This is a genomic window from Methylobacterium sp. NEAU K, from assembly GCF_030700285.1.
GTDB lineage: Bacteria > Pseudomonadota > Alphaproteobacteria > Rhizobiales > Beijerinckiaceae > Methylobacterium.
Genome location: NZ_JAUYZJ010000003.1, coordinates 56,101 through 75,493 on the forward strand (window position 1 = coordinate 56,101; position 19,393 = coordinate 75,493).

The following is a 19,393-nucleotide window of genomic DNA, read 5'->3' on the forward strand; positions in this document are numbered from 1 at the left end:
GTAGGTTGTAGTTCTACTTTCCTACGATTAGGCCGAGCGTCACAGAGCTGCGTCCGAAACGGGAGACCCGCTCGGGGTCGTGAACGGTCTAGTGTTCCCGCGGGTCCCCAGCGGATGCGGTCCGCATTCCTGGGGGAGAATGCCTCCGAGGCAGCCGGATGCCGGCTGGCGAGACGGGGGTTCTGGCCCGCTCAGGTTGAGCCCCCGAGCCCGATATGCTGTCTCACGAGCAGATCTGGAACGCCATCGATCGCTTGGCGGAGCGCCACGGCTACTCCGCCTCCGGGCTTGCGCGCCGCGCCGGCCTCGACGCGACGAGCTTCAACCGGTCCAAGCGCATCGGCGCCGACGGTCGCAAGCGCTGGCCCTCGACCGAATCGGTCTCGAAGGTTCTGGCTGCGACCGGCGCCAGCCTCGACGAGTTCCTGAGGCTCATTGAGGCCCGGGAGATCCCAGCCCGCACCATGGTTCCCCTGATCGGGCTGACGCAGGCGGGCGCGGGGCGGCTGTTCACCGACGAAGGCATGCCTACCGGCGGTGCCGGCTGGGAGGAGATCGAGTTCCCCGATCTCGGTGAGGAGCGCGCTTTCGCCCTGGAAATCCAGGGTGATTCCATGCAGCCGCTGTTCCGTGACGGCGACGTGCTGATCGTCTCGCCCACCGCCAGTGTGCGTAAGGGCGACCGTATCGTGGTTCGGCTGCACGGCGGCGAGGTGCTTGCCAAGGAGTTGAAGCGGCGCACGGCCCGGACCATCGAGCTGGCGTCACTCAACCCGGAGCACGAGGACCGCGTCCTGAATATTGGCGAGGTCGCCTGGATGGCCCGGGTGATGTGGGTGCGCCAATAGTCGGCTGCGCCCCACGCGACGGACGCGGGCGGCCCGAGGCTTGGCCATGGCGCCGTTCGTCGCTATCGCTGACGACGTCGCGGGCTTCCCGCACCCGCTCAGCTCGGACGCAGCATGGCGCAGCCTGGGACGGAACACGGCGCGGATGGGGAGCCGCTCTCGGGCGAGGCCCGCGCACTGCTCGACGCGCTACCCACGCCGAGCTTTCTCGTCGATGCGCGCGGCGGCATCCGGCACGTCAATCCGGCTTTCGAGCGCCTCACCGGCCAGACGGCCCGGGCGCTGGTGGAACGCGGCCTCGACCTAATCCTGGCCGCCCGAGGATCGCCGGCGCCCGACCTGTCCCGCGACGCGCCGCAGGAATTCCTCGCCGCACGTCCGGATGGGACCAGCTTCTGGGCATGCCTCACCACCGCAAAGCTGCCCGGCGCGGCAGACCGGGTCTGCCAGATCCTGGACGTGACGGCGCAGCGCGAGGCCGAAGGGGCGCTCGCGCTCTCACGGCAGCGCGAGGCGCTGGGTCTCCTCACCAACAGCGTGGCGCACGAGTTCAACAATTTCCTCCAGATCCTGATCGGCTACATCGACGGACTGAAGCGCAGGCTCGGAGACCGACCCGAGCCGTTCATCCAGCGGGCGCTCACCCGCTCGGCCGACGCCACCGAGCGAGCCGCAATCCTCACGCGCCAGCTCCTGGCCTATTCCCGGCGCATCGCTCCGGATGTGCGGCCCGTCGACCTTGACGCCATCGTGGCCGATCTCGCCGGCCGCCTCGCACCTGACCTCCCGGCCGGGATCCATCTCACGGTCCGCACGACGCCCGGCATGCAACGGGCGATCAGCAACCCGACGCAGATCGAATTCGCTTTGCGGCATCTGGTTGCCAATGCCTGCGAGGCGATGCCGGCCGGTGGCACACTGACGCTCTCGACCTTCCGGGTCGATCCCAACGACCGCGCCATGCACCAGCCGGGTGAGGGCACCGTCGGCATCCTCGTCAGCGATACCGGCCAGGGCATGTCGCCCGAGATGCTCGCCCGCGCCCTCGCGCCCTTCCAGACCAGCCGGGAGGCTGGCCGTGGAGCCGGCCTCGCGATCGTGCACGGGCTGATGAAGCGCCAGAACGGCACGATCACGCTCGACAGCCGGCCGGGGGAGGGCACCCAGGTCCGGCTGGCGTTTCCCGCTGCGCCGGAGCGCACGCTGCACTGACGACACAGCCGGCGAAAATCGTCATCCGGGCATCGCGCGGGCCGGACTAAAACCCGTGCTGAGCCGTCCCCATATAGTCGTCGGCGATCTTCGCCACTCGGTTCTCGTCCTCAGAGGCGCGTACATGCTCACCCTTTCCTCGCGCCGCCGGCGCACGGCCGCCCTTCTGGCGGTGGCCGCTGCGCTGACAGTCGCGGCTCCCGTCGCCGAAGCCCGTCCGGGTGGGGGCGGGTCCTTCGGTTCGCGTGGCTCGCGAACCTTCTCGGCCCCGTCCGCCACGCCGACCGCCCCGGGCGGCGGCATGACGATGCAGCGGTCCCAGACCGCGCCGTCCCCCGGCATGACCAATCCCGGGATGCAGGCTCCCGCGGCGACGGGGCGCCGGTTCGGCGGTGGCTTCTTCGCGGGCCTTCTCGGCGCCGGCCTGCTCGGAGCGCTGCTCGGCGGCGGCTTCTTCGGTGGTCTGGGCGGGCTCGCCTCGATGATCGGCCTGCTGTTCCAGGTCGGCCTCGTCGTGCTGGTCGTGATGATGGTCCTGCGCTTCTTCCGACGCCGAAACGAGCCGGCCGGCGCCGGCGCCCCCTACGCGCGCTCGAACCTCGACGGCGTGCAGGGTCCGGGAAGCCCGAAGGGCAGCCAGGGGCCGGCAGGCGGCATGTTCGGTGGGCCGCGGCCCGCGCAAGCGCGGCCGGTGCAGATCGGCCCGGCCGACTACCAAGCCTTCGAGCGCCTGCTCGGCGACATCCAGGACGCCTATTCCCGTGAGGACCGTGTGACGCTGGGGAACCTGACGACGCCTGAGATGGCGGGCTACTTCGACGAGGAGCTGCGCAACAACGCGGCCCGCGGCGTGGTGAACAAAATCTCGGACGTGAAGCTGCTGCAGGGCGACCTGTCGGAATCGTGGGGCGAGGACCGCACCGACTACGCCACCGTGGCGATGCGTTACGCCCTCAAGGACGTGATGGCGGACCGCGCCAGCGGACGGGTCGTGCAGACCGAGGCCTCGGAGGCTGTCGAGCTGTGGACCTTCCAGCGTCAGCCCGGCCGCGGCTGGGTGCTCTCGGCGATCCAGCAGACCCGCTGATCGATTCCCAAATATGATGTCCCGGCAGTTCCGGCCGGGACATTATCCCGCTTGCTTCGATCTGGCCGGTGCCGTCTCGACGGCGCCGGCTTTTCTGTGTGTGTCCCAAAGATTGGCGAGGGTGACGAAACCCTCGACCGGCACCTCTTCGGCCCTGGCGGTCTCCGGTATCCCGGCTGCCCCCAGCAGAACTCCCGCCTCCGGCGTGAGCGCCTTCAGGCTCTGGCGCAGCATCTTGCGGCGCTGTCCGAACGCCGCGCGGGTCACGGCTTCGAGCGCCCCGGCCCGACAGGGCAGCGGCTGCGGGCGCGGCACCAGCCGGACCACGCTCGACGTGACCTTCGGTGGGGGGACGAAGGCCGAGGGGCTTACGTCGAACAGGATGTCGGCCCGCGTGCGCCAGCCGCACAGCACACCGAGCCGACCGTAATCGGCCCGCCGCTCGGGCCCGGCGACGATGCGCTCGGCGACCTCGCGCTGGAACATCAGCACGGCCTGATCCCACCAGGGCGGCCAGGCCTCCCCTTCGAGCCAGCCGGTGAGCAGCGCCGTGCCGACGTTATACGGCAGGTTCGCGACGATTCGCGCCGGACCGGTGCCGATGAACGGCCGCGGATCGAAGGCCAGCGCGTCGGCGTCGATCACCTCCAGGCGGCCGGGATAATGCGCGGCGATCTCGGCGAGCGCCGGCAGCGCGCGCGGATCACGCTCGATCGCGACGACCCGGGCCGCGCCCTCGGCCAGGAGCGCCCGGGTCAGGCCCCCGGGGCCGGGACCGACTTCCACCACCGTGACGCCGTCGAGCGGCCCCGCGGCCCGGGCGATCCGCCCGGTGAGGTTGAGATCGAAGAGGAAGTTCTGGCCAAGAGTCTTCTTCGGCTCCAGGCCGTGCCGGGCGACGACCTCGCGCAGCGGCGGCAGGCCGTCTGCATCGCTCACAGCTCGTTCCTCACAACTCGTCCTCAGGATCGAAGTGCTTGGCACCTGACGGCCGCGGCCGGCCGGCATACAAATTGAACGCGATTATGTCGGCCCCCCCGGGCGCCGAACCGGCGCGCCCGGCCTCGGTTGCGGCCAGCCGCTGCGCCAGCCGCAGGGCGGCGACGAGGCTGTCGGCACGTGCGACGCCCGTCCCGGCGATGTCGAAGGCGGTCCCGTGGTCCGGCGAGGTGCGGATGAAGGGCAGGCCGAGGGTGACGTTGACGCCCTCGTCGAACGCGATGGTCTTGATCGGGATCAGCGCCTGATCGTGGGTCGGCGCCAGGACGGCGTCGTAGGTCGCCCGGGCGCGAGCGTGAAACAGGGTGTCGGCCGGCAGGGGGCCGCGGATGTCGATGCCGGCGGCGCGCAGGCGGGCAACCGCGGGCGCGAGCACGTCGCGGTCCTCGTGGCCGATCGTTCCGGCCTCGCCCGCGTGTGGGTTGAGGCCGGCCAGGACGAGGCGCGGCTCCGGCAGCCCGAAACGGTCCCGCAGGTCGCGGGCGACGATGCGGGCGGTCTCCTCGACCAGGTCCTGGGTGAGGAGGCTCGGCACGTCCTTCAACGGCACGTGGATCGTCACCGGAACGACCGCGAGTCCCTCGCTCCAGATCATCATCACCGGCCGCGGCGGCGTGCGGCCGGGCGGCACCGACAGGGCCGCTAGGAACTCGGTATGTCCGGGATGGGCGAAGCCGGCCCGGGTGAGCACGAACTTGGCGATCGGGCTGGTGACCACGGCGGCAGCGCGCCCGGCCGTCACGAAGCCGACCGCGGCGGTAATCGACTCGATCACCGCGCCGGCGTTGGCGGAATCCGGGACGCCGGGCACGGCGGCGACGCGTGCACCGCTCGGGAGCGGCACGACTGGCAACGCCCGAGCGAACACCTCGGCGGCGGTCTCGGGATCGACCTCGGCCACCGGCACGGGGTGGCCGAGGCGGTTCGCCAAGCGCTCGATGAAGTCCGGATCGGCCACGAGGAAGAACGGCGGCAGCGGATCGGCACCGCCACGCGCGAGCCAGGCGCTCAGCGCCAGTTCCGGGCCGATCCCGGCAGGGTCTCCGAGGGTGAGGGCGAGCGGCGGCATCGGTGGTCTATAGCGCCGGTGCGGCGAGGGCGCATCCTCGGCGCGCAGGCGTCTGGCGCTGGGGGACGTGCCCCACTGGCGTCGCTGGCGCGGGGAGGAGAGTGCGCGGCGTCCGGCAATCCGCGGATCCGCAAGCGGGCACCGGGATGACCGGCCGCCACCGCGGAGCGCCCCGGGCAAAAAATTCACCGCACCGACGCGATGCCGTCGGCGGTCGTGGCGGTTCCGACGTTCTGGCGAAGATCGGCTTCGCCCAGCGTCTTCAACTCCACGCGGAGGAGCACGGTCTGGTTGCGCTCGCGCACCCCCGTTGCGGTGGCGATCGGCGAGCTGATGTAGTTGAGCGAAACAGTCGTGCACTCGTCCTGATAGCCGCCGCCGAAGCTTGCCCCCGAGAGGTAGAAGCGACCTGGATTCTGGTAGACCGGGACCATGCCGATCGGGTTGGTGAAATAGGACGCCAGCGCATCCGTGTAGGTGTTGCGGACATCCAGATAGTGGGTGAGGTCCACGAGCAACGAGCCCGACAGGAACCAGTTCGGCGTGATGTTGTAGGTTGCCGTCGCGGTGATCCCCTCGCGATAGTGGCTGTAGCCGAGGAGCGGCTGCGCCTCATAGTACGAGTAGAAGGCCGACACGGTCAGCGGCAGGAACGGAGCGAACCGAGCCGTCGCACCGGTCTCGAAGCGCGCCACGTGGAAATCCGCGTGGTCGAACCGAGCCCGGCTGATGAAGGTGATGTTCTGGTTGGGCGAGACCTGGAACCGGCCGACGAAGTCCGACCGCTGCGATTCCAGCCCGGAATCCAGGCCGACATTGGCGATGTCGCCGCGGCGGAAGGAGTTGACACCGGCGAGCTGGATGGACTCGCCGAACATCACGTTCGCGTACCACCCGGACGGCGTGACGATGGAGTACTGACCGCCGAGGTTGGTGCGGACGCCGCCCTCGACCCGGTCGTAGCCGGAGAATTTGTCCCATTCGAACAGTGACGTGTCGTCGAACACGAGGCTCTGCGCGTCCTCGTTGGGCAGCCGGCCGATCCGCGTCTCGGAGGGGCGCGCGATGATCTGGCCGATCGGTTCGAGGGTGTGGACGCCCAGCGCACCGAAATTGGCCACGAACGGGTAGCGGTAATCGAGTCCGACCGCCGGCATCACCCGGCCGGCGAAACCGTCGTCGATTTTGGCGACCTGGGGTGCGAGGTCATTCTGGTAGCCGGAGAAGCTCGGATTGGTGAAGAAGGCGTCGGTGCGCAGATAGGCGAACGGCGTGAACTTCTGGCCGAAATCGTCGATGAAGCTGCGCCGCCAGGACAGTTCGGCGGACGCGCGCGTGTTGGTGCCGGCGAGTCCCTGGATCAGGCAGGTCCCGCGCTGGAACACCGTGCAGGTCTGGTAGAGCGGGAAGCTGACGCCGTTGACGCTCGGCGAAAACAGGTAGCTCGAGGTTCGGGGCAGGCCCTGGTACTGCGTCGTCTCACGGGTCAGGCTGGTGATGTTGGCCTGGAACCGGACCTCGCCGCCGATCTCCGCCGGACCGTTGACACGCTTGTCGTAGTCGATCACCGGCGCGACGATCGGCTGCTGCTTCTGCCAGTCAAAGCTCGACAGGCCCTTGAAGTAGTAGCCTCGCGCCTCGAACCACGACCTGTCACCCTGGCCGACCAGGTAGCCAGTAGACGTCGCCTCGCGGAAATAGTCTGTCGTGATGTTCTGGTTGCGGATCCGGTAATTGTCGAGGAACCACTTGTCGGTCACGCCGACGACGTCCCAGCCCGTCCGCCAGCGGTCATTGATGTAGAACCGGCCTTGCGACTCCACGGAGCCACGGAAGTCGCGCTCGCCGGCTCCGAGCGGGCTCGGCAGGAACGCCGAGGGCGTCGTCTGCGAGATGCCCGACAGGCGCACGTCGTAGAAGCCGTTGTCGATCCGCTGGCGGAACTCGCCCTGGGCGAGTAGCCCCTGGCGGCTCAGCACGGTGGGCGTCAGCGTAAGATCGTAGTTCGGCGCGAGATCGACGAAATACGGGAGCGACACGCCCCGGCCGAGGGCGGTCGTCGAGATGAAGCGCGGCGTCAGGAAGCCGGTCTTGCGCTTCACCGTGGGGTCCGGCGCCTCGAAGTAGGGAAGATACGCCACGGGAATGCCGGCGATCTCCAGGGTCGAGTCGTCGAAGTAGATCGTGTGGGTCTGGTTGTCGTGGATGATCTTCTTCGCGCGGATCTGCCACAGCGGCGGCGTCTCCGGATGATCCTTGCACGGCTCGCAGGCGGTGTAACTGCCGGCATCGAAGCTCGTCTGCTCGCCGTTCAGGCGCTCAGCCCGCGGCGCGGAGAACCGCGTGCGCACGGTCTCGAACCGCCGCTGAACCGTCTGCTGGCCCCGGAAGGCGTCGACGAAGCCGGTCTTGAAATCGTCGGTGAGCTCCATGCGCTCGCCGGTCACGACCCCGCCATCGGCCTCGGTGAGGCGGACGTTGCCCTCGGCGAAGACGCGGCCATTGTTCCGATCGTAGCGCACGCGGTCGGCCTGAAGCGTCCGCGGGCCGTAATGCAGCTCGGCATTGCCCCGGGCGGTCACGGTGCCGTGATCGTTGTCGTAGATCAGCTCATCGGCCTCGACGAGCAGCTTGTCGCCGGGCTTGCCGGCCTTAACGGCGGGCAGACCCTGGGCATGCGCCAAGACGCCTCCCGCCAGCGGCGCGGCACAGGCCAGCGCAGCCAGGAAGGCTGTCTTCCGCAGGATGTCGGCGACCTTACGCAACGCGTGTCCCAACCCCTGTGACGTGTCCCGCCACGACCCTCAAAACCCGTCTCCCGGCCCGCAACGGATCGCGGGCGTCAGCCGTCTTCCTGGTACAGAAGCGTGAGCGTACCGAGAAGACTGCCTACCACGGCCGGGAACCAGGCCGCCACCGGTGCGGCCACGAGTCCGGACGCGCCGAGCCCCTCCATGACCTGGCGAATCACGTAGAGAGCGAAGCCGGCCGCGACGCCGCCGAGGACGAGTTTACCAACGCCACCAAAGCGGAAGAACCGTAAGGAAACGGTTGCGGCCACGATGACCATCGCCACGAACAAGACGGGTCGTGCCCACAGGACATCGTACTGAAGTCGGTATCGGGTAGCGTCGAGGCCCGCCCGCTCTGTCCGCGCGATGGTTGTGGGAAGTTGCCAGAAAGGCACAGATTCCGGCGGCGTGAACCGTTGGCGGACCTGTCCGGGATCGAGATTCGACGCGATCAGATACGTATCGAACGACTCGGGCGGCGCGTCCGGTGTGAGCAAACGCACATCTGAGAGCTCCCAGTAGCCGTCGTGGAGCGTAGCGCGGGCTGCCACGAGCTGCTCGGCGAACTTGCCGGACTCGTCGAAGGTGAAGACCGAGACGCCGGCGAGCGTCGTCGTGCCCTCGACCGCGGTTTCGGCCCGCAGGATCGCCTCGCCGTCGAGACCCTTCTGGCGAATCCACAGATCCTTGCCCGAGCCTGTTTTGGTCGATTTGGCGAAGATCCTGGCCTCGATCTCGGTGGAGCGCTGCTTCAGCAACGCCGAGACCGGATTGTAGACCCCGACCGCCACCGCGCCGAGGGCCAGCGCGACGAAGAAGCCCGGCTGCAGGAACTGCCACGCCGAGATCCCGGCTGCCCGGGCGACCACCAACTCCAGCTTGCGCGAGAGCTGGAGCAGGGACGCCATCGAGCCGAACAGGACCGCAAACGGCAGCACGCCCTCCGCGACCGCGGGGGTGCGATAGAGCGAGAGCTGCGCCATGAGCCCGGTGGAGGCGCCCTCGGCCTCGCCGGCGCGGCGCAGCAACTCCACAAAGTCGAGGGTGTAGACCAGAGCGAAGACGGTCACGAACACGCCGAGCACCGTGCGCGCGAACCGGGCGGCGAAGTACCGCCCCAGGGTCGGACCGATCAGCATCTGCGGGTCAGGCCGCCGGCGCGAGGCGGGGAACGCGCAGCAGAGTCCGCAATCCGCGGCCGATGGCGGCGTTGAAGGCACGCACCCGCGGCCCGAAGAAGATCACGAGGCACGACAGCGCGATCGCCAGCAGCGGCACGCCGTAGACCGCGGCCACCGCCCCGACGCTGCGCGCGGCGGCGCTCACCGCGGCGAAGCCCGCGATGCGCAGACCGACCACGGCGAGGATCGCGCCGGCGATCGCCAGCCCGCGTCCCTGGCGCGTGGTGCGGGGATCTCCGAGAGCCGCGAAGGCGATGAAGGCCAGGGCCAGTGGGTAGAGGCAGGCCGAGAGACGGTCGTGCAGCTCGGCCCGGAAGCGGCCCTTCTGAAGCTTGTAGTAGCCCTCGGTCTGATCAGGGAACAGGAGCTGCGAGGTCGAGCGCTCGCGCGGCTTGTAGATCGTGTCGGAATCCGGTGGCGCGAAGGCCGCCAGGTCGATCGTGTATCGCTCGAAGGTCAGGATCGAGGAATCGCGGGAGTCCTTCTGCTGCTGATGGACGCTGCCGTTCTCCAGGATGAGGTAGCTCTGCCCGTCGATGTCGACGGCGTTGCCTCGCTCGGCGAGATACACCTTGATCTTTCCAGCCTCCCGGCGGTCCTGGATGAACAGCCCCTTGAGGACGCCCCCCGGTCCGCGCTCGCGGAAATGGAAGGTGATGCCGTTGTCGAGCTGGGTGAACTGCCCTTCCTTGACGACGTTCGCGATGAAGTCGCCCCGCACCCGGGTGATCACGTCGCGCAACTCCTGGAAGCTTGCGGGCATCACCACCACCACCAGGAATCCGATCAGGAAGCTGACGATCAGCGCCAGGGTCAGGAACGGGCGCAGGAGCGAGCGCGGCGGCATGCCGGCCGCCGACATCACGATCAGCTCGGAATCGCCGTTCAGCTTGTTCAGCGCGTATACGGTGCCGATGAAGAGCGCCACGGGGGCGATGACCACGATCAGTGTCGGCAGCGACAGGCCGGTCACGAACAGGAACACCACGAGCGTCTGCCCCTTGGCGGTCACGAGATCGAGTTCGCGCAGGGCCTGCGTCAGCCAGATCGTGCCGGTCAGGCCGACTAGGCACGCGACAGTTGCACCCAGGGCGATCCGAAAGATGTAGCGCTCGATCTGCCTCATCGGCCCGGCAGTCCCGCTCGTCCGCTCACGCCCCGGGGACGGCAGGGAACCGACAAAAGGGGCGATTCCAGGGCTGTTGCGCCGCGTTGCGTTCTCTGCCTCAACGGCTACACAGGACGGACAGCGCCCCGCGGCACGGTGCGGGCGCGGTCAACGGCTCCGGAACGGCGGGCAGGGCGACAGGTATGGCGGACGGTATCGAGATCGGTTTCGGCCCCCTTGAGCAGAGTGGCCAGGGCCCGGGGGGATCCGGCGATCTCGTGGTCTTCGTCGGCGACGATCTCACCCTGGGATCAGCGGCCCGGAGCGCGCTGGGAGCCTCTGGAGCGGATCTCGTCGCGAAAGCCGCGGCATCGGAGCGGTTCAAGGGGCGCTCGCTCAGCGCCATGAGCCTGCCGGCGCCGGCAGGCGTCGGCGCCGACCGGCTCGTCGTGGTCGGTCTCGGCTCTGACAAGGATCGCGCCAAGACCGATTGGCCGGCGCTCGGCGGCTTCACCGCCAGCAAGGTCTCGGGCCGCTCGGCCCGGGTCGTGCTCGACTGGCCGGGCACGACTGTGAGCGCGGCGCAGGCCGGTGAGTTCGCGCTGGGCGCGCGCCTGCGCACCTACAAATTCGATCGCTACAAGACCAAGAAGAAGCCCGATGCTGAAGACAACGGCGGGACGGCGTTGACCCTGCTGCTCGCGGACCACGGCGCGGCGACGCGTGAAGGCGAGGGTGCCCGGACGCTGTCCGAGGGCGTTATCCTCGCGCGCAATCTCGTGAATGAGCCGCCGAACGTTCTCTTCCCTGAGGAATTCGCCCGGCGGGCCTCGGAACTCGACAAGCTCGGCGTCGAGATCGAAGTGCTCGAACCCGCGCGGATGCGCGAGCTGGGCATGGGCGCGCTGCTCGCCGTGGCACAGGGCTCGGCCCGCGAGCCGCGGATCGTGATCATGCGCTGGAACGGCGGTCCCGCCGGCGAGGCGCCCCTGGCCTTCATCGGCAAGGGCGTGGTGTTCGATTCCGGCGGCGTCTCGATCAAGCCCGGCGGCGGCATGGAGGACATGAAGGGCGACATGGGCGGCGCGGCCGCCGTGGTCGGCGCGCTCCACGCGCTCGCCGCCCGCAAGGCCCGCTGCAACGTCGTGGGTGCCATCGGCATCGTCGAGAACATGCCGGATGGCGGCTCCTACCGTCCCTCCGACATCCTGACCTCGATGTCCGGCCAGACCATCGAGGTGATCAACACCGACGCGGAAGGCCGGCTCGTGCTGGCCGACGTGATCACCCACGTCGTCCGCAGCGCCAAGCCGAAGGCGATGGTCGATCTCGCGACGCTGACGGGGGCGATCATCGTCGCCCTCGGCCAGGACATCGCCGGGATGTTCTCGAACGACGACGCGCTCGCGGGCAACATCCACGCCGCCGGCGAGGCCACCGGCGAGAAGGTCTGGCGGATGCCGCTGATCCCCGCCTACGACAAGGCGATTGATTCCAAGTTCGCCGACATGAAGAATACCGGCGGCCGCCACGGCGGCGCCGCCACGGCGGCCTCGTTCATCAAGCGCTACGTCGAAGATTTGCCGTGGGCGCATCTCGATATCGCGGGCGTGGCGATGTCGTCGAACGCCAGCGAGATCAACCGCAGCTGGGGCGCCGGCTGGGGCGTGCGCCTGCTCGACCGACTGGTCCGGGACCATTACGAGGCGCGCTAGAGCGCCCGCCGTCGGATTGGATACCGGCTCGGCGAAAGCGAGCGCGTGAAATCGAAGACTTGGTACCGACCGCACCCGGCACGACGCCGCGCGCCGGTCCTGCGCGAGACCGGGCCCGCTGGGCGGCCCGGCCTAGCCGGTCTGACAGTGCGCTCGGCCAAGGAGCACGCATGAAGCTTGCGCCACCGTCCGCCACCCGCGACCCGGCCAGCGGAGCTGCACGGCGTACGCATCTCGCGGCGGCGGCTCCCATGGCGGCGATGCTGCTTGCGCTCGTTCTGGTGGTCGCGAGCGGCTTCAGCCAGCGCTCAAGTGTGCCGGAATCCTTCGAGCCGTGGATCTACGGCTATTTCATCGCGCGCTACCCGCTCTTCGCCTTCGCGCTTGTCTACGGGATAGCGCATCTCGTCACGGTCGCGGCTGGCCCCGGACCCGCCTCAACCCCGCGCCGGATCCTGTTCGGACTCGTCGGCACCGCCGCGCTCCTTCTGGCCGGGCTCTATCCGACCTTCGGCGGCCTGATCCTGCGGGGCGGCTTCGCCACCGGCGGGATGGCGTTCCTGACGCACCAACCCTTGTGGCTCGCCTACGGGCTCGGGGCGGGGGTTGCGGCGGCGATCTTCGGTGGTGTCCTCGGCCTGTTCGTCCTCGCCGCCAACCGTCCGATTCGGCCGACCCTCAGGCGAATCGGTTTCGGCGCGCTGGCCTTCCTGACCCTGTGGTTCGGGGCTGCCGTGATCGGCCTCGCAGGCGATCTCGGCTTGGGACCGTGGCCGCATCGTGCCTTCTGGCCCGCGGAGGCCGGCCTCGCCGCGCTGCTGCTCGTCGCAGGGGCCCTGCCGCATGCGGTGCTGGCGACATCTAGCCGGCTTCAACGGGGGGCGTGAGGGCCCGCCTTGCTAGTGGAGGGCCGTTCGCCCAGACTTGGGCCGTTCTGCGTAGGGACGGGACCCGGCCGACGAGAGCCGTGCCCGCGGGAGTCGACGCGATGCGCGAGGCCAGTGTAGTCGAACACGGTGTGGCGGCACATCCGCACGTGTCGGCGGCGGATCAAGCGTCCGAGCGCCGTTCGCAGCGTCCGTGGCTCGCGTCCTATCCCCCCGGGGTCCCGGCCGAGATCGACGTCGCGGGCCTCGGGACCCTGGTCGACCTGTTCGAGACCAGCATGTCCGCATTCGCGGACCGGCCGGCGATGTTCTGCTTCGGTTCGACCATGTCCTACGCGACCCTGGGCCGGCAGGCGCGCGCGCTCGCGGCTTGGTTGAGATCGCAGGGCTTGGCGAAGGGCGACCGGGTCGCGATCATGCTGCCCAACGTGCCGGCTTATGCGGTGGCGATCTTCGGCGTGCTCTCGGCCGGCGGGACGGTGGTCAACGTCAACCCGCTCTACACGCCGCGGGAGTTCGCGCAGCAGATCAACGACTCGGGCGCGCGGTTCCTGATCGTTCTGGAGAACTTCGGTGCGACCGTCGCGGGGGCTCTGGCGGATGTGGCGCTCGATCGCGTGCTCCTCGTGGGTCCGGGCGACGGGTTGGGCGTGAAGGGGCGCGTCATCAACCTCGCCAGCCGCCACGTGCGGAAGGCTGTGCCGCCGTTTCGGCTGCCGGAACACCTCGCGGTACCGTTCATGGCGGTCCTGCGCCGGGGCAGCGGGATGCCTCAGGCCGCCGTCACGGTCGCTCCAGCGGATCTGGCGTTCCTGCAATATACGGGGGGAACCACCGGCATCGCCAAGGCTGCGATGCTGAGCCACCGCAACATCATGGCCAATGTCGAGCAGTCGCAGGTCTGGTTCAACTCGAAGGACCCGAGCATCCGGCGCTGCGCCGTCACGGCGTTGCCGCTCTATCACATCTTTGCGCTCACGGCCTGCTTCTTCCAGTTCATGCGCAACGGGGGATCGTGCCTGCTGATTCCCAATCCGCGCGATTGCGACGGCATGGTTAAGACCCTCAGCCGGCATCGCTTCACGCATCTCATGGGCGTGAACACGCTGTTTAACGTGCTGATCAACCACCCCAAGATCGACACGGTGGACTTCTCGAACCTCGACTTCGTGGTCGGCGGTGGAACGGCGGTGCAAAGGGCGGTGGCCGAGCGCTGGAAGGCGCTGACCGGCAACACCATCGTCGAGGGCTACGGCCTGTCTGAGACCTCGCCGGTGGTGAGCGCAAACCCGGTCGGACTGAAGGCCTTCTCCGGTACGATCGGGTTTCCGCTTCCGTCCACCGAGGTCTCGATCCGGGACCTGACCGGGCGGCCGGTGCCGCAGGGCCAGCCCGGCGAGATCTGCGTACGCGGCCCCCAGGTGATGAGCGGCTATTGGAACCGGCCGGATGAGACGGCGCGCGCCATGACGCCGGACGGCTTCTTCCGCACCGGCGACGCCGCTGTGATGGAGCCCGATGGGCAGATCCGCATCGTAGACCGGATGAAGGACATGATCCTCGTCTCTGGATTTAACGTCTATCCGAACGAGGTCGAGGATGTTCTGGCCGCTCATCCCGGCGTGCTCGAATGCGCGGTGGTGGGCGCGCCGAGCGAGGATAGCGGCGAGATGGTCGTGGCCCACGTCGTCCTGAAGGATCCAACCGTTTCGACGGACGCCCTTCGGGCGTATGCCCGCACGCAACTCACCGGCTACAAGGTGCCGCGTCGCGTCGTGCTGCGCGACACCCTGCCCAAGACCAATGTCGGCAAGGTACTGCGCCGCGTCCTGCGCGACGAAACCCCTCAGGCCTGATCTCCGTAACCGGGGACGCGGCCGATCGCGCCAGCGCGTTCGGTAACCGAGCGGCTCCGATCGCCGAATGGTGAGGTTGCGACGCTTGCACCCCCGTCGGCACGTGCCGATCTGTGGGTTGTGCGCATGTGGTAGGCGAGGAGAGAGCCATGTTGATCAGGCGCAGGCACGGATGGGAGATTCCGGAGCATCTGGCCACCCCCGAGGCCGTGTTCCTGAGCCGGCGCGCCCTGATCGGCGCAGCAGCCGGACTGGCCGCCGGCTCCCTCCTCGGCAATCGGGCCGCCATCGCGGCCGTTGGAGATACAGCGCTCTATCCGGCAGAGCGCAATTCCACCTATACGCTCGACCGTCCAGTCACGCCCGAGCGCTTCAGCGCCGATTACAACAACTTTTACGAGTTCGGAACATCCAAGTCCGTGTTGCCGGCCGCGAATGCGCTCAAGACAAAGCCTTGGATCCTGAAGATCGACGGCCTCGTGGAAAAGCCGTTCGAGATCGGCGTCGACGACCTGATCCGGAAAGTCGGTCTGGAGGAGCGGCTCTATCGGCATCGCTGCGTCGAGGCTTGGTCGATGGCCGTGCCGTGGACAGGCTTTCCGCTCTCGAAGCTGGTGTCACTCGCCAAGCCGACGTCGGGCGCGAAGTACATTCGCTTCGAAACCTTCATGGACAAGGCCATGGCGCCTGGCCAACGGGCGTTCTTCTATCCCTGGCCCTATACCGAGGGGCTGACGCTGGCAGAAGCGGCCAACGATCTGGCTTTCATAGTCACAGGGGTCTACGGCAAGCCGCTCCCCAACCAGTTCGGCGCGCCGATCCGCGTCGCGGTGCCGTGGAAATACGGTTTCAAGTCGGCCAAATCGCTCGTGAAGGTCTCGTTCACCGCTGAGCGCCCGAAGACCTTCTGGGAGGGACTTCAGGCGTCCGAGTACGGATTCTGGGCCAACGTGAACCCTGCGGTGTCGCATCCGCGCTGGAGCCAGGCCAGCGAGCGCGTGCTCGGCAGCGACGAACGCGTGCCGACGCTGATCTACAACGGCTACGGCGAGCAGGTGGCGGGGCTTTACAAGGGCCTGGAGGGCGAGCGGCTGTTCGTGTGATCCGCCAGATGCGGCTCGACAGACGGCCCTGGCAGCGCATCGTCCACCGAAGCGCTCAACGACTCGGCGATGAAACCGATTCCGGGACGACAGCCAAAGCGGGCGTGGCGCTTGCGCGACCGTTTGGCCGCCTGTTTTGGTGTCCGGTGGAATAGCTCGGCCGATCGTCCTTCGCTTGGCGATCAGGTTTCGCCGGGACCAAGCGTCCGCGCAGTCAGACGCCCGGGCGCCCACGGTGGCGGAGGAGGCGACAGGAATCGTGAGCAGGACCGCTGCGCCCATCGATCCGTCTCCGAAGGAGGATCGGAGAGGATCATCTCACGCTCAGTACGTCCAACGTTGCGCCTTCGAGACCAGAAAATCGCGAAACGCCTGCACCCGGGCAACCGAGCGCATCTCCTCGGCATAGACGAGATAGCTCTCGAGGCTCGGCATCTCGGTATCGCGCAGCACCTGCGTGAGTTGCTGGCCGCCATCCACCGCATAATCGGGCAGGATGCCGATTCCAGCGCCGGCCTCCATGGCGCGCTGGAGTGCGCCGATGTTGTTCACGGTCAGGTGGACGTTGCGCCGCTCGCGTCCCTCACGCCCGGCATCGGCCAGCCAGTGAGCGGCCAGCAGGTAGGACGGCTCATTGCCTCCAAACGAGACGAGGCGGTGATCGTCGAGATCGTCGATGCTCTTGGGTTCCCCGAATCGCTTGACGTAATCGACGCTCGCGAACGCATGGTAGTGCACGGTGAACAGCCGGCGCTGGATCAGATCCGGCTGGGCCGGTCGACGCATGCGGATCGCCACGTCCGCCTCGCGCATGGCGAGGTCGAGTTCCTCGTTGGTCAGGATCAGCTCGATGCGCACGTCCGGGTAAAGGTCGAGGAACTCGCCGACCCGCTGCGACAGCCAGGACGTGCCCAGTCCCACGGTCGTCGTCACCTTCAGGTCGCCGGTCGGCCGCTCTGATGTCTCCACCAGACGCGCCCGGGTGTTCTCCAGACGCAGTTTCATGTCCCGGGCGGCCCGGAACAGAAGGTCGCCCTGCTCGGTCAGGATCAGGCCACGAGCATGGCGATGGAAGAGGGGCGCTTTCAGTTCACGCTCGAGGGCGCTGATCTGGCGGCTTACGGCCGATTGGCTGAGCCCGATATCGTCGCCCGCCTTGGTGAAGCTGCCCGCCTCTGCGACGTTCAGGAAAATCCGGATCTTGTCCCAATCCAAGGCGAGAACCCCCACCACCGCGAACCCGCACCCCATGCCCGGCACGGATCACCTGCGCCGCGCCTCGGGCGAAGCACCGAGCGGACTGCACCGCATCGCCGTCGAGCAGACGCGTCCGGCGCCGGATAGGCATGCAACCGCCGCAACCCCGCCCAGTCAGAACCCCTATGCGCCCGGCGCATGGTCGGACGCAAGCGTTCGCTTTCGGAAGTTGTTGACGGTCCTGCCCTTCGGCCCCTGTCTGGCTGAGGCGGGATCCTATTCGGCCGCGGCGGCCCGCGCGGGACTCTCGCCGATCTCCAGGTTGGCGAGAAACTTCTCGGCCTCAAGGGCGGCCATGCACCCCATGCCGGCGGCCGTGATCGCCTGCCGGTAGACATCATCGGTGACGTCGCCCGCGGCGAAGACGCCCGGGACGTCGGTCTCGGTGGTGCCGGGCGTCACGGACAGGTAGCCGCCATGACGCATTGGCAACTGACCCTCGAAGATCGCGGTGGCCGGCTGGTGCCCGATCGCCACGAACACGCCGTCGGCCGGAACCTCGCTGAGGTCGCCCGAGCGCGGATCCTTGAGCCGGACATGGGTGACCGTCGGTGCGGGCTTCTGCACGCCGCAGACCTCCGCGACCTCGCGGTGCCACAGCACCTCGACATTGGGATGCTTGAACAACCGTTCCTGCAGGATCCGTTCGGCCCGGAAGCTGTCGCGACGATGGACCACCGTGACCTTTCTGGCGATGTTGGCGAGGTACAGCGCCTCCTCGACCGCTGTGTTGCCGCCGCCCACCACCACGACTTCCTTGCCGCGGAAGAAGAAGCCGTCGCAGGTCGCGCAGGCCGAGACGCCGGCACCCTGGAATGCTGCTTCGGAGGGCAGGCCGAGCCACTTCGCTTGAGCCCCGGTGGCGATGATCAACGCGTCACAGGAATAGGTCTCGCCGGAATCGGCCTCCAGCCGGAACGGCCGCTGCTTGAGATCGACCCGGGTGATGTATTCGGAGACGATCCGGGTGCCGACATGCTCGGCCTGGAGCCGCATCTGCTCCATGAGCCACGGACCCTGGATAGCCTCGGCGAATCCGGGATAGTTCTCCACGTCGGTGGTGATCATCAGCTGGCCGCCCGGCTGGAAGCCAGAGATCAGCAGCGGCTCGACCATGGCGCGGGCCGCATAAATCGCAGCCGTGTAGCCGGCGGGTCCGGATCCGATGATCACCAGCTTGGCGTGGGTATGGGCCATCTCTCTCGTCCCCTCAGGCCGGTCCGGCCGCACGGCGGGCATCATAGGCATCGGCGAGCGCCCGCGCGATCACCGGCGTGGCATCGATCGGCTTGTACTGCAGATCGACCAACCGGCCGGTGAACGGCCGCAGCGCACCGGCGATCGCCAGACCGGCGAACATCCGCCGGTGCCGGATATAGGTGCGCGGCAGGTCGAACAGCAGCACGGGCGCGCCGGTGGCCACCGCCTCGCTCACCATGTTGGCCGAATCCGAGGTCACCACGATCGCCTCGGCCAGCGCCAGCATGGCCACGTAGGGGTTTTCGCCGGAGCCGTCCCAGAGGAACCCCCCGGTCTCGGCCGCGAGCGCCTTGACCGCGTCGCGGAGCGGGTTCGGCGTCCGACGGGAAATCGTCACCATGAGCCGGCAGCCCTGATCGACCAAGCCGCGCAGATCCTCGACGAGGCGCAGCATGTCGGTCTTGCGGTAGCTCAGGTGTCGGCTGTCACCGCCGACCAACACCGCCACTCGGGGTCCGTCGAGACTTGCGAGCCGCGGATCGGGCCGGGCCCGCGCCGCGGCGAGGCGGGCTGCGGTCACGAGGTGCGGCGCGGTCAGGGTTGTGAAGACGTTGGGGCCGCGCAGATCGTCGTAGTCCGGCACCCAGATGAAGTCAGCGCTGTCCTCGCCGGTACGCGGGTCCTTCAGGAACGCCGTGAAGGTCCGGCCGCCGGTGGCGCGCCGCACGGACCGGAGATACGGCACCGCCCGGCGGCCCGAGGCAATCAGCAGGTCCGGATATGGGCCTGTGAGGGCGCCGCCGCGGCGGCGCGGGCCCTGCCGCGGATCGATCGGTCCCCAGGGGGCAAACCAGCCGAACGGGCCGGAGGCGGGGATTTGCCGGATGTCGAAAGTCAGTCCCAGCGTCTCGGCGATGCCGACGCACTGGTTCTCGTCACCGGCCTTGCCGTCGGTGACGATCCAGGCGCGAGCCCGGGAGAGTTCGGGAAGGGTCTCCTGCTGTGGGGTAGCGCGGGCGAGCGGGGCAGATCCCACCTCCGACGCGTCGATGCTTCGCATGCTCCTCACCGGAAACGCC

Annotated in this window: 15 protein-coding genes; 7 read left to right on the forward strand and 8 right to left on the reverse strand. The window is 68.5% G+C overall.

What is annotated here, in order from left to right:
* Positions 1–215 precede the first annotated feature (215 nt).
* The 3 genes from Q8W67_RS03485 (at position 216) to Q8W67_RS03495 (ending at position 3,147) form a co-directional block, all read left to right on the forward strand.
* Positions 216–848, forward strand: coding sequence for a helix-turn-helix transcriptional regulator (locus tag Q8W67_RS03485; protein ID WP_305540776.1), 633 nt, complete (start codon positions 216–218; stop codon positions 846–848).
* 114 nt (positions 849–962) lie between these two features.
* On the forward strand, positions 963–2,060 hold the full coding sequence (locus tag Q8W67_RS03490) for a nitrogen regulation protein NR(II) (RefSeq protein ID WP_305540779.1): 1,098 nt from the start codon (positions 963–965) through the stop codon (positions 2,058–2,060).
* A gap of 124 nt (positions 2,061–2,184) precedes the next feature.
* A complete protein-coding gene (locus Q8W67_RS03495; RefSeq protein ID WP_305540782.1) occupies positions 2,185–3,147 on the forward strand; it encodes a TIM44-like domain-containing protein in 963 nt (320 codons plus the stop codon).
* Positions 3,148–3,189: 42 nt separating this feature from the next.
* Here the strand turns inward: Q8W67_RS03495 and rsmA are convergent, their stop codons facing one another.
* From rsmA to lptF, 5 genes are all read right to left on the reverse strand, one after another.
* Positions 3,190–4,086, reverse strand: coding sequence for a 16S rRNA (adenine(1518)-N(6)/adenine(1519)-N(6))-dimethyltransferase RsmA (gene rsmA / locus Q8W67_RS03500; protein WP_305540785.1), 897 nt, complete (start codon positions 4,084–4,086; stop codon positions 3,190–3,192).
* A gap of 10 nt (positions 4,087–4,096) precedes the next feature.
* Complete coding sequence (pdxA, locus tag Q8W67_RS03505) at positions 4,097–5,215, reverse strand: 4-hydroxythreonine-4-phosphate dehydrogenase PdxA (protein ID WP_305540788.1); 1,119 nt, start codon at positions 5,213–5,215, stop codon at positions 4,097–4,099.
* A 185-nt stretch (positions 5,216–5,400) separates the two neighbouring features.
* A complete protein-coding gene (locus Q8W67_RS03510; protein WP_305540790.1) occupies positions 5,401–7,980 on the reverse strand; it encodes an LPS-assembly protein LptD in 2,580 nt (859 codons plus the stop codon).
* A 77-nt stretch (positions 7,981–8,057) separates the two neighbouring features.
* On the reverse strand, positions 8,058–9,146 hold the full coding sequence (lptG, locus tag Q8W67_RS03515; protein ID WP_305540793.1) for an LPS export ABC transporter permease LptG: 1,089 nt from the start codon (positions 9,144–9,146) through the stop codon (positions 8,058–8,060).
* A gap of 7 nt (positions 9,147–9,153) precedes the next feature.
* Complete coding sequence (gene lptF / locus Q8W67_RS03520) at positions 9,154–10,314, reverse strand: LPS export ABC transporter permease LptF (RefSeq protein ID WP_305540795.1); 1,161 nt, start codon at positions 10,312–10,314, stop codon at positions 9,154–9,156.
* Between the two features lie 185 nt (positions 10,315–10,499).
* Here lptF and Q8W67_RS03525 point away from each other — a divergent pair, with 185 nt between their 5' ends.
* The 4 genes from Q8W67_RS03525 (at position 10,500) to msrP (ending at position 15,857) form a co-directional block, all read left to right on the forward strand.
* On the forward strand, positions 10,500–12,011 hold the full coding sequence (locus tag Q8W67_RS03525) for a leucyl aminopeptidase (RefSeq protein WP_305540798.1): 1,512 nt from the start codon (positions 10,500–10,502) through the stop codon (positions 12,009–12,011).
* Positions 12,012–12,181: 170 nt separating this feature from the next.
* Positions 12,182–12,898: a hypothetical protein gene (locus tag Q8W67_RS03530; RefSeq protein WP_305540800.1), complete on the forward strand. Its 717-nt coding sequence runs from the start codon at positions 12,182–12,184 to the stop codon at positions 12,896–12,898.
* Positions 12,899–12,999: 101 nt separating this feature from the next.
* A complete protein-coding gene (locus Q8W67_RS03535; RefSeq protein WP_305540802.1) occupies positions 13,000–14,754 on the forward strand; it encodes an AMP-binding protein in 1,755 nt (584 codons plus the stop codon).
* Positions 14,755–14,903: 149 nt separating this feature from the next.
* On the forward strand, positions 14,904–15,857 hold the full coding sequence (gene msrP / locus Q8W67_RS03540) for a protein-methionine-sulfoxide reductase catalytic subunit MsrP (RefSeq protein WP_305540804.1): 954 nt from the start codon (positions 14,904–14,906) through the stop codon (positions 15,855–15,857).
* Positions 15,858–16,181: 324 nt separating this feature from the next.
* On the opposite strand, the gene Q8W67_RS03545 is transcribed toward msrP, so the two are convergent.
* The 3 genes from Q8W67_RS03545 to Q8W67_RS03555 form a co-directional block, all read right to left on the reverse strand.
* A complete protein-coding gene (locus Q8W67_RS03545; RefSeq protein WP_305541263.1) occupies positions 16,182–17,072 on the reverse strand; it encodes a LysR family transcriptional regulator in 891 nt (296 codons plus the stop codon).
* Positions 17,073–17,330: 258 nt separating this feature from the next.
* Entirely contained in the window at positions 17,331–18,311 is a 981-nt protein-coding gene (gene trxB / locus Q8W67_RS03550; protein ID WP_305540807.1) for a thioredoxin-disulfide reductase, read from the reverse strand.
* Positions 18,312–18,324: 13 nt separating this feature from the next.
* Complete coding sequence (locus Q8W67_RS03555) at positions 18,325–19,374, reverse strand: mitochondrial fission ELM1 family protein (protein ID WP_305540810.1); 1,050 nt, start codon at positions 19,372–19,374, stop codon at positions 18,325–18,327.
* Positions 19,375–19,393 lie beyond the last annotated feature (19 nt).

Coding starts and splice junctions, on each gene's coding strand:
- Q8W67_RS03525 (WP_305540798.1), top strand. CDS start 10,500: ATGGCGGACGGTATCGAGATCGGTTTCGGCCCCCTTGAGCAGAGTGGC.
- lptF (WP_305540795.1), bottom strand. CDS start 10,314: ATGAGGCAGATCGAGCGCTACATCTTTCGGATCGCCCTGGGTGCAACT.
- Q8W67_RS03485 (WP_305540776.1), top strand. CDS start 216: ATGCTGTCTCACGAGCAGATCTGGAACGCCATCGATCGCTTGGCGGAG.
- lptG (WP_305540793.1), bottom strand. CDS start 9,146: ATGCTGATCGGTCCGACCCTGGGGCGGTACTTCGCCGCCCGGTTCGCG.
- Q8W67_RS03535 (WP_305540802.1), top strand. CDS start 13,000: ATGCGCGAGGCCAGTGTAGTCGAACACGGTGTGGCGGCACATCCGCAC.
- Q8W67_RS03530 (WP_305540800.1), top strand. CDS start 12,182: ATGAAGCTTGCGCCACCGTCCGCCACCCGCGACCCGGCCAGCGGAGCT.
- trxB (WP_305540807.1), bottom strand. CDS start 18,311: ATGGCCCATACCCACGCCAAGCTGGTGATCATCGGATCCGGACCCGCC.
- pdxA (WP_305540788.1), bottom strand. CDS start 5,215: ATGCCGCCGCTCGCCCTCACCCTCGGAGACCCTGCCGGGATCGGCCCG.
- msrP (WP_305540804.1), top strand. CDS start 14,904: ATGTTGATCAGGCGCAGGCACGGATGGGAGATTCCGGAGCATCTGGCC.
- Q8W67_RS03495 (WP_305540782.1), top strand. CDS start 2,185: ATGCTCACCCTTTCCTCGCGCCGCCGGCGCACGGCCGCCCTTCTGGCG.
- Q8W67_RS03490 (WP_305540779.1), top strand. CDS start 963: ATGGCGCAGCCTGGGACGGAACACGGCGCGGATGGGGAGCCGCTCTCG.
- Q8W67_RS03555 (WP_305540810.1), bottom strand. CDS start 19,374: ATGCGAAGCATCGACGCGTCGGAGGTGGGATCTGCCCCGCTCGCCCGC.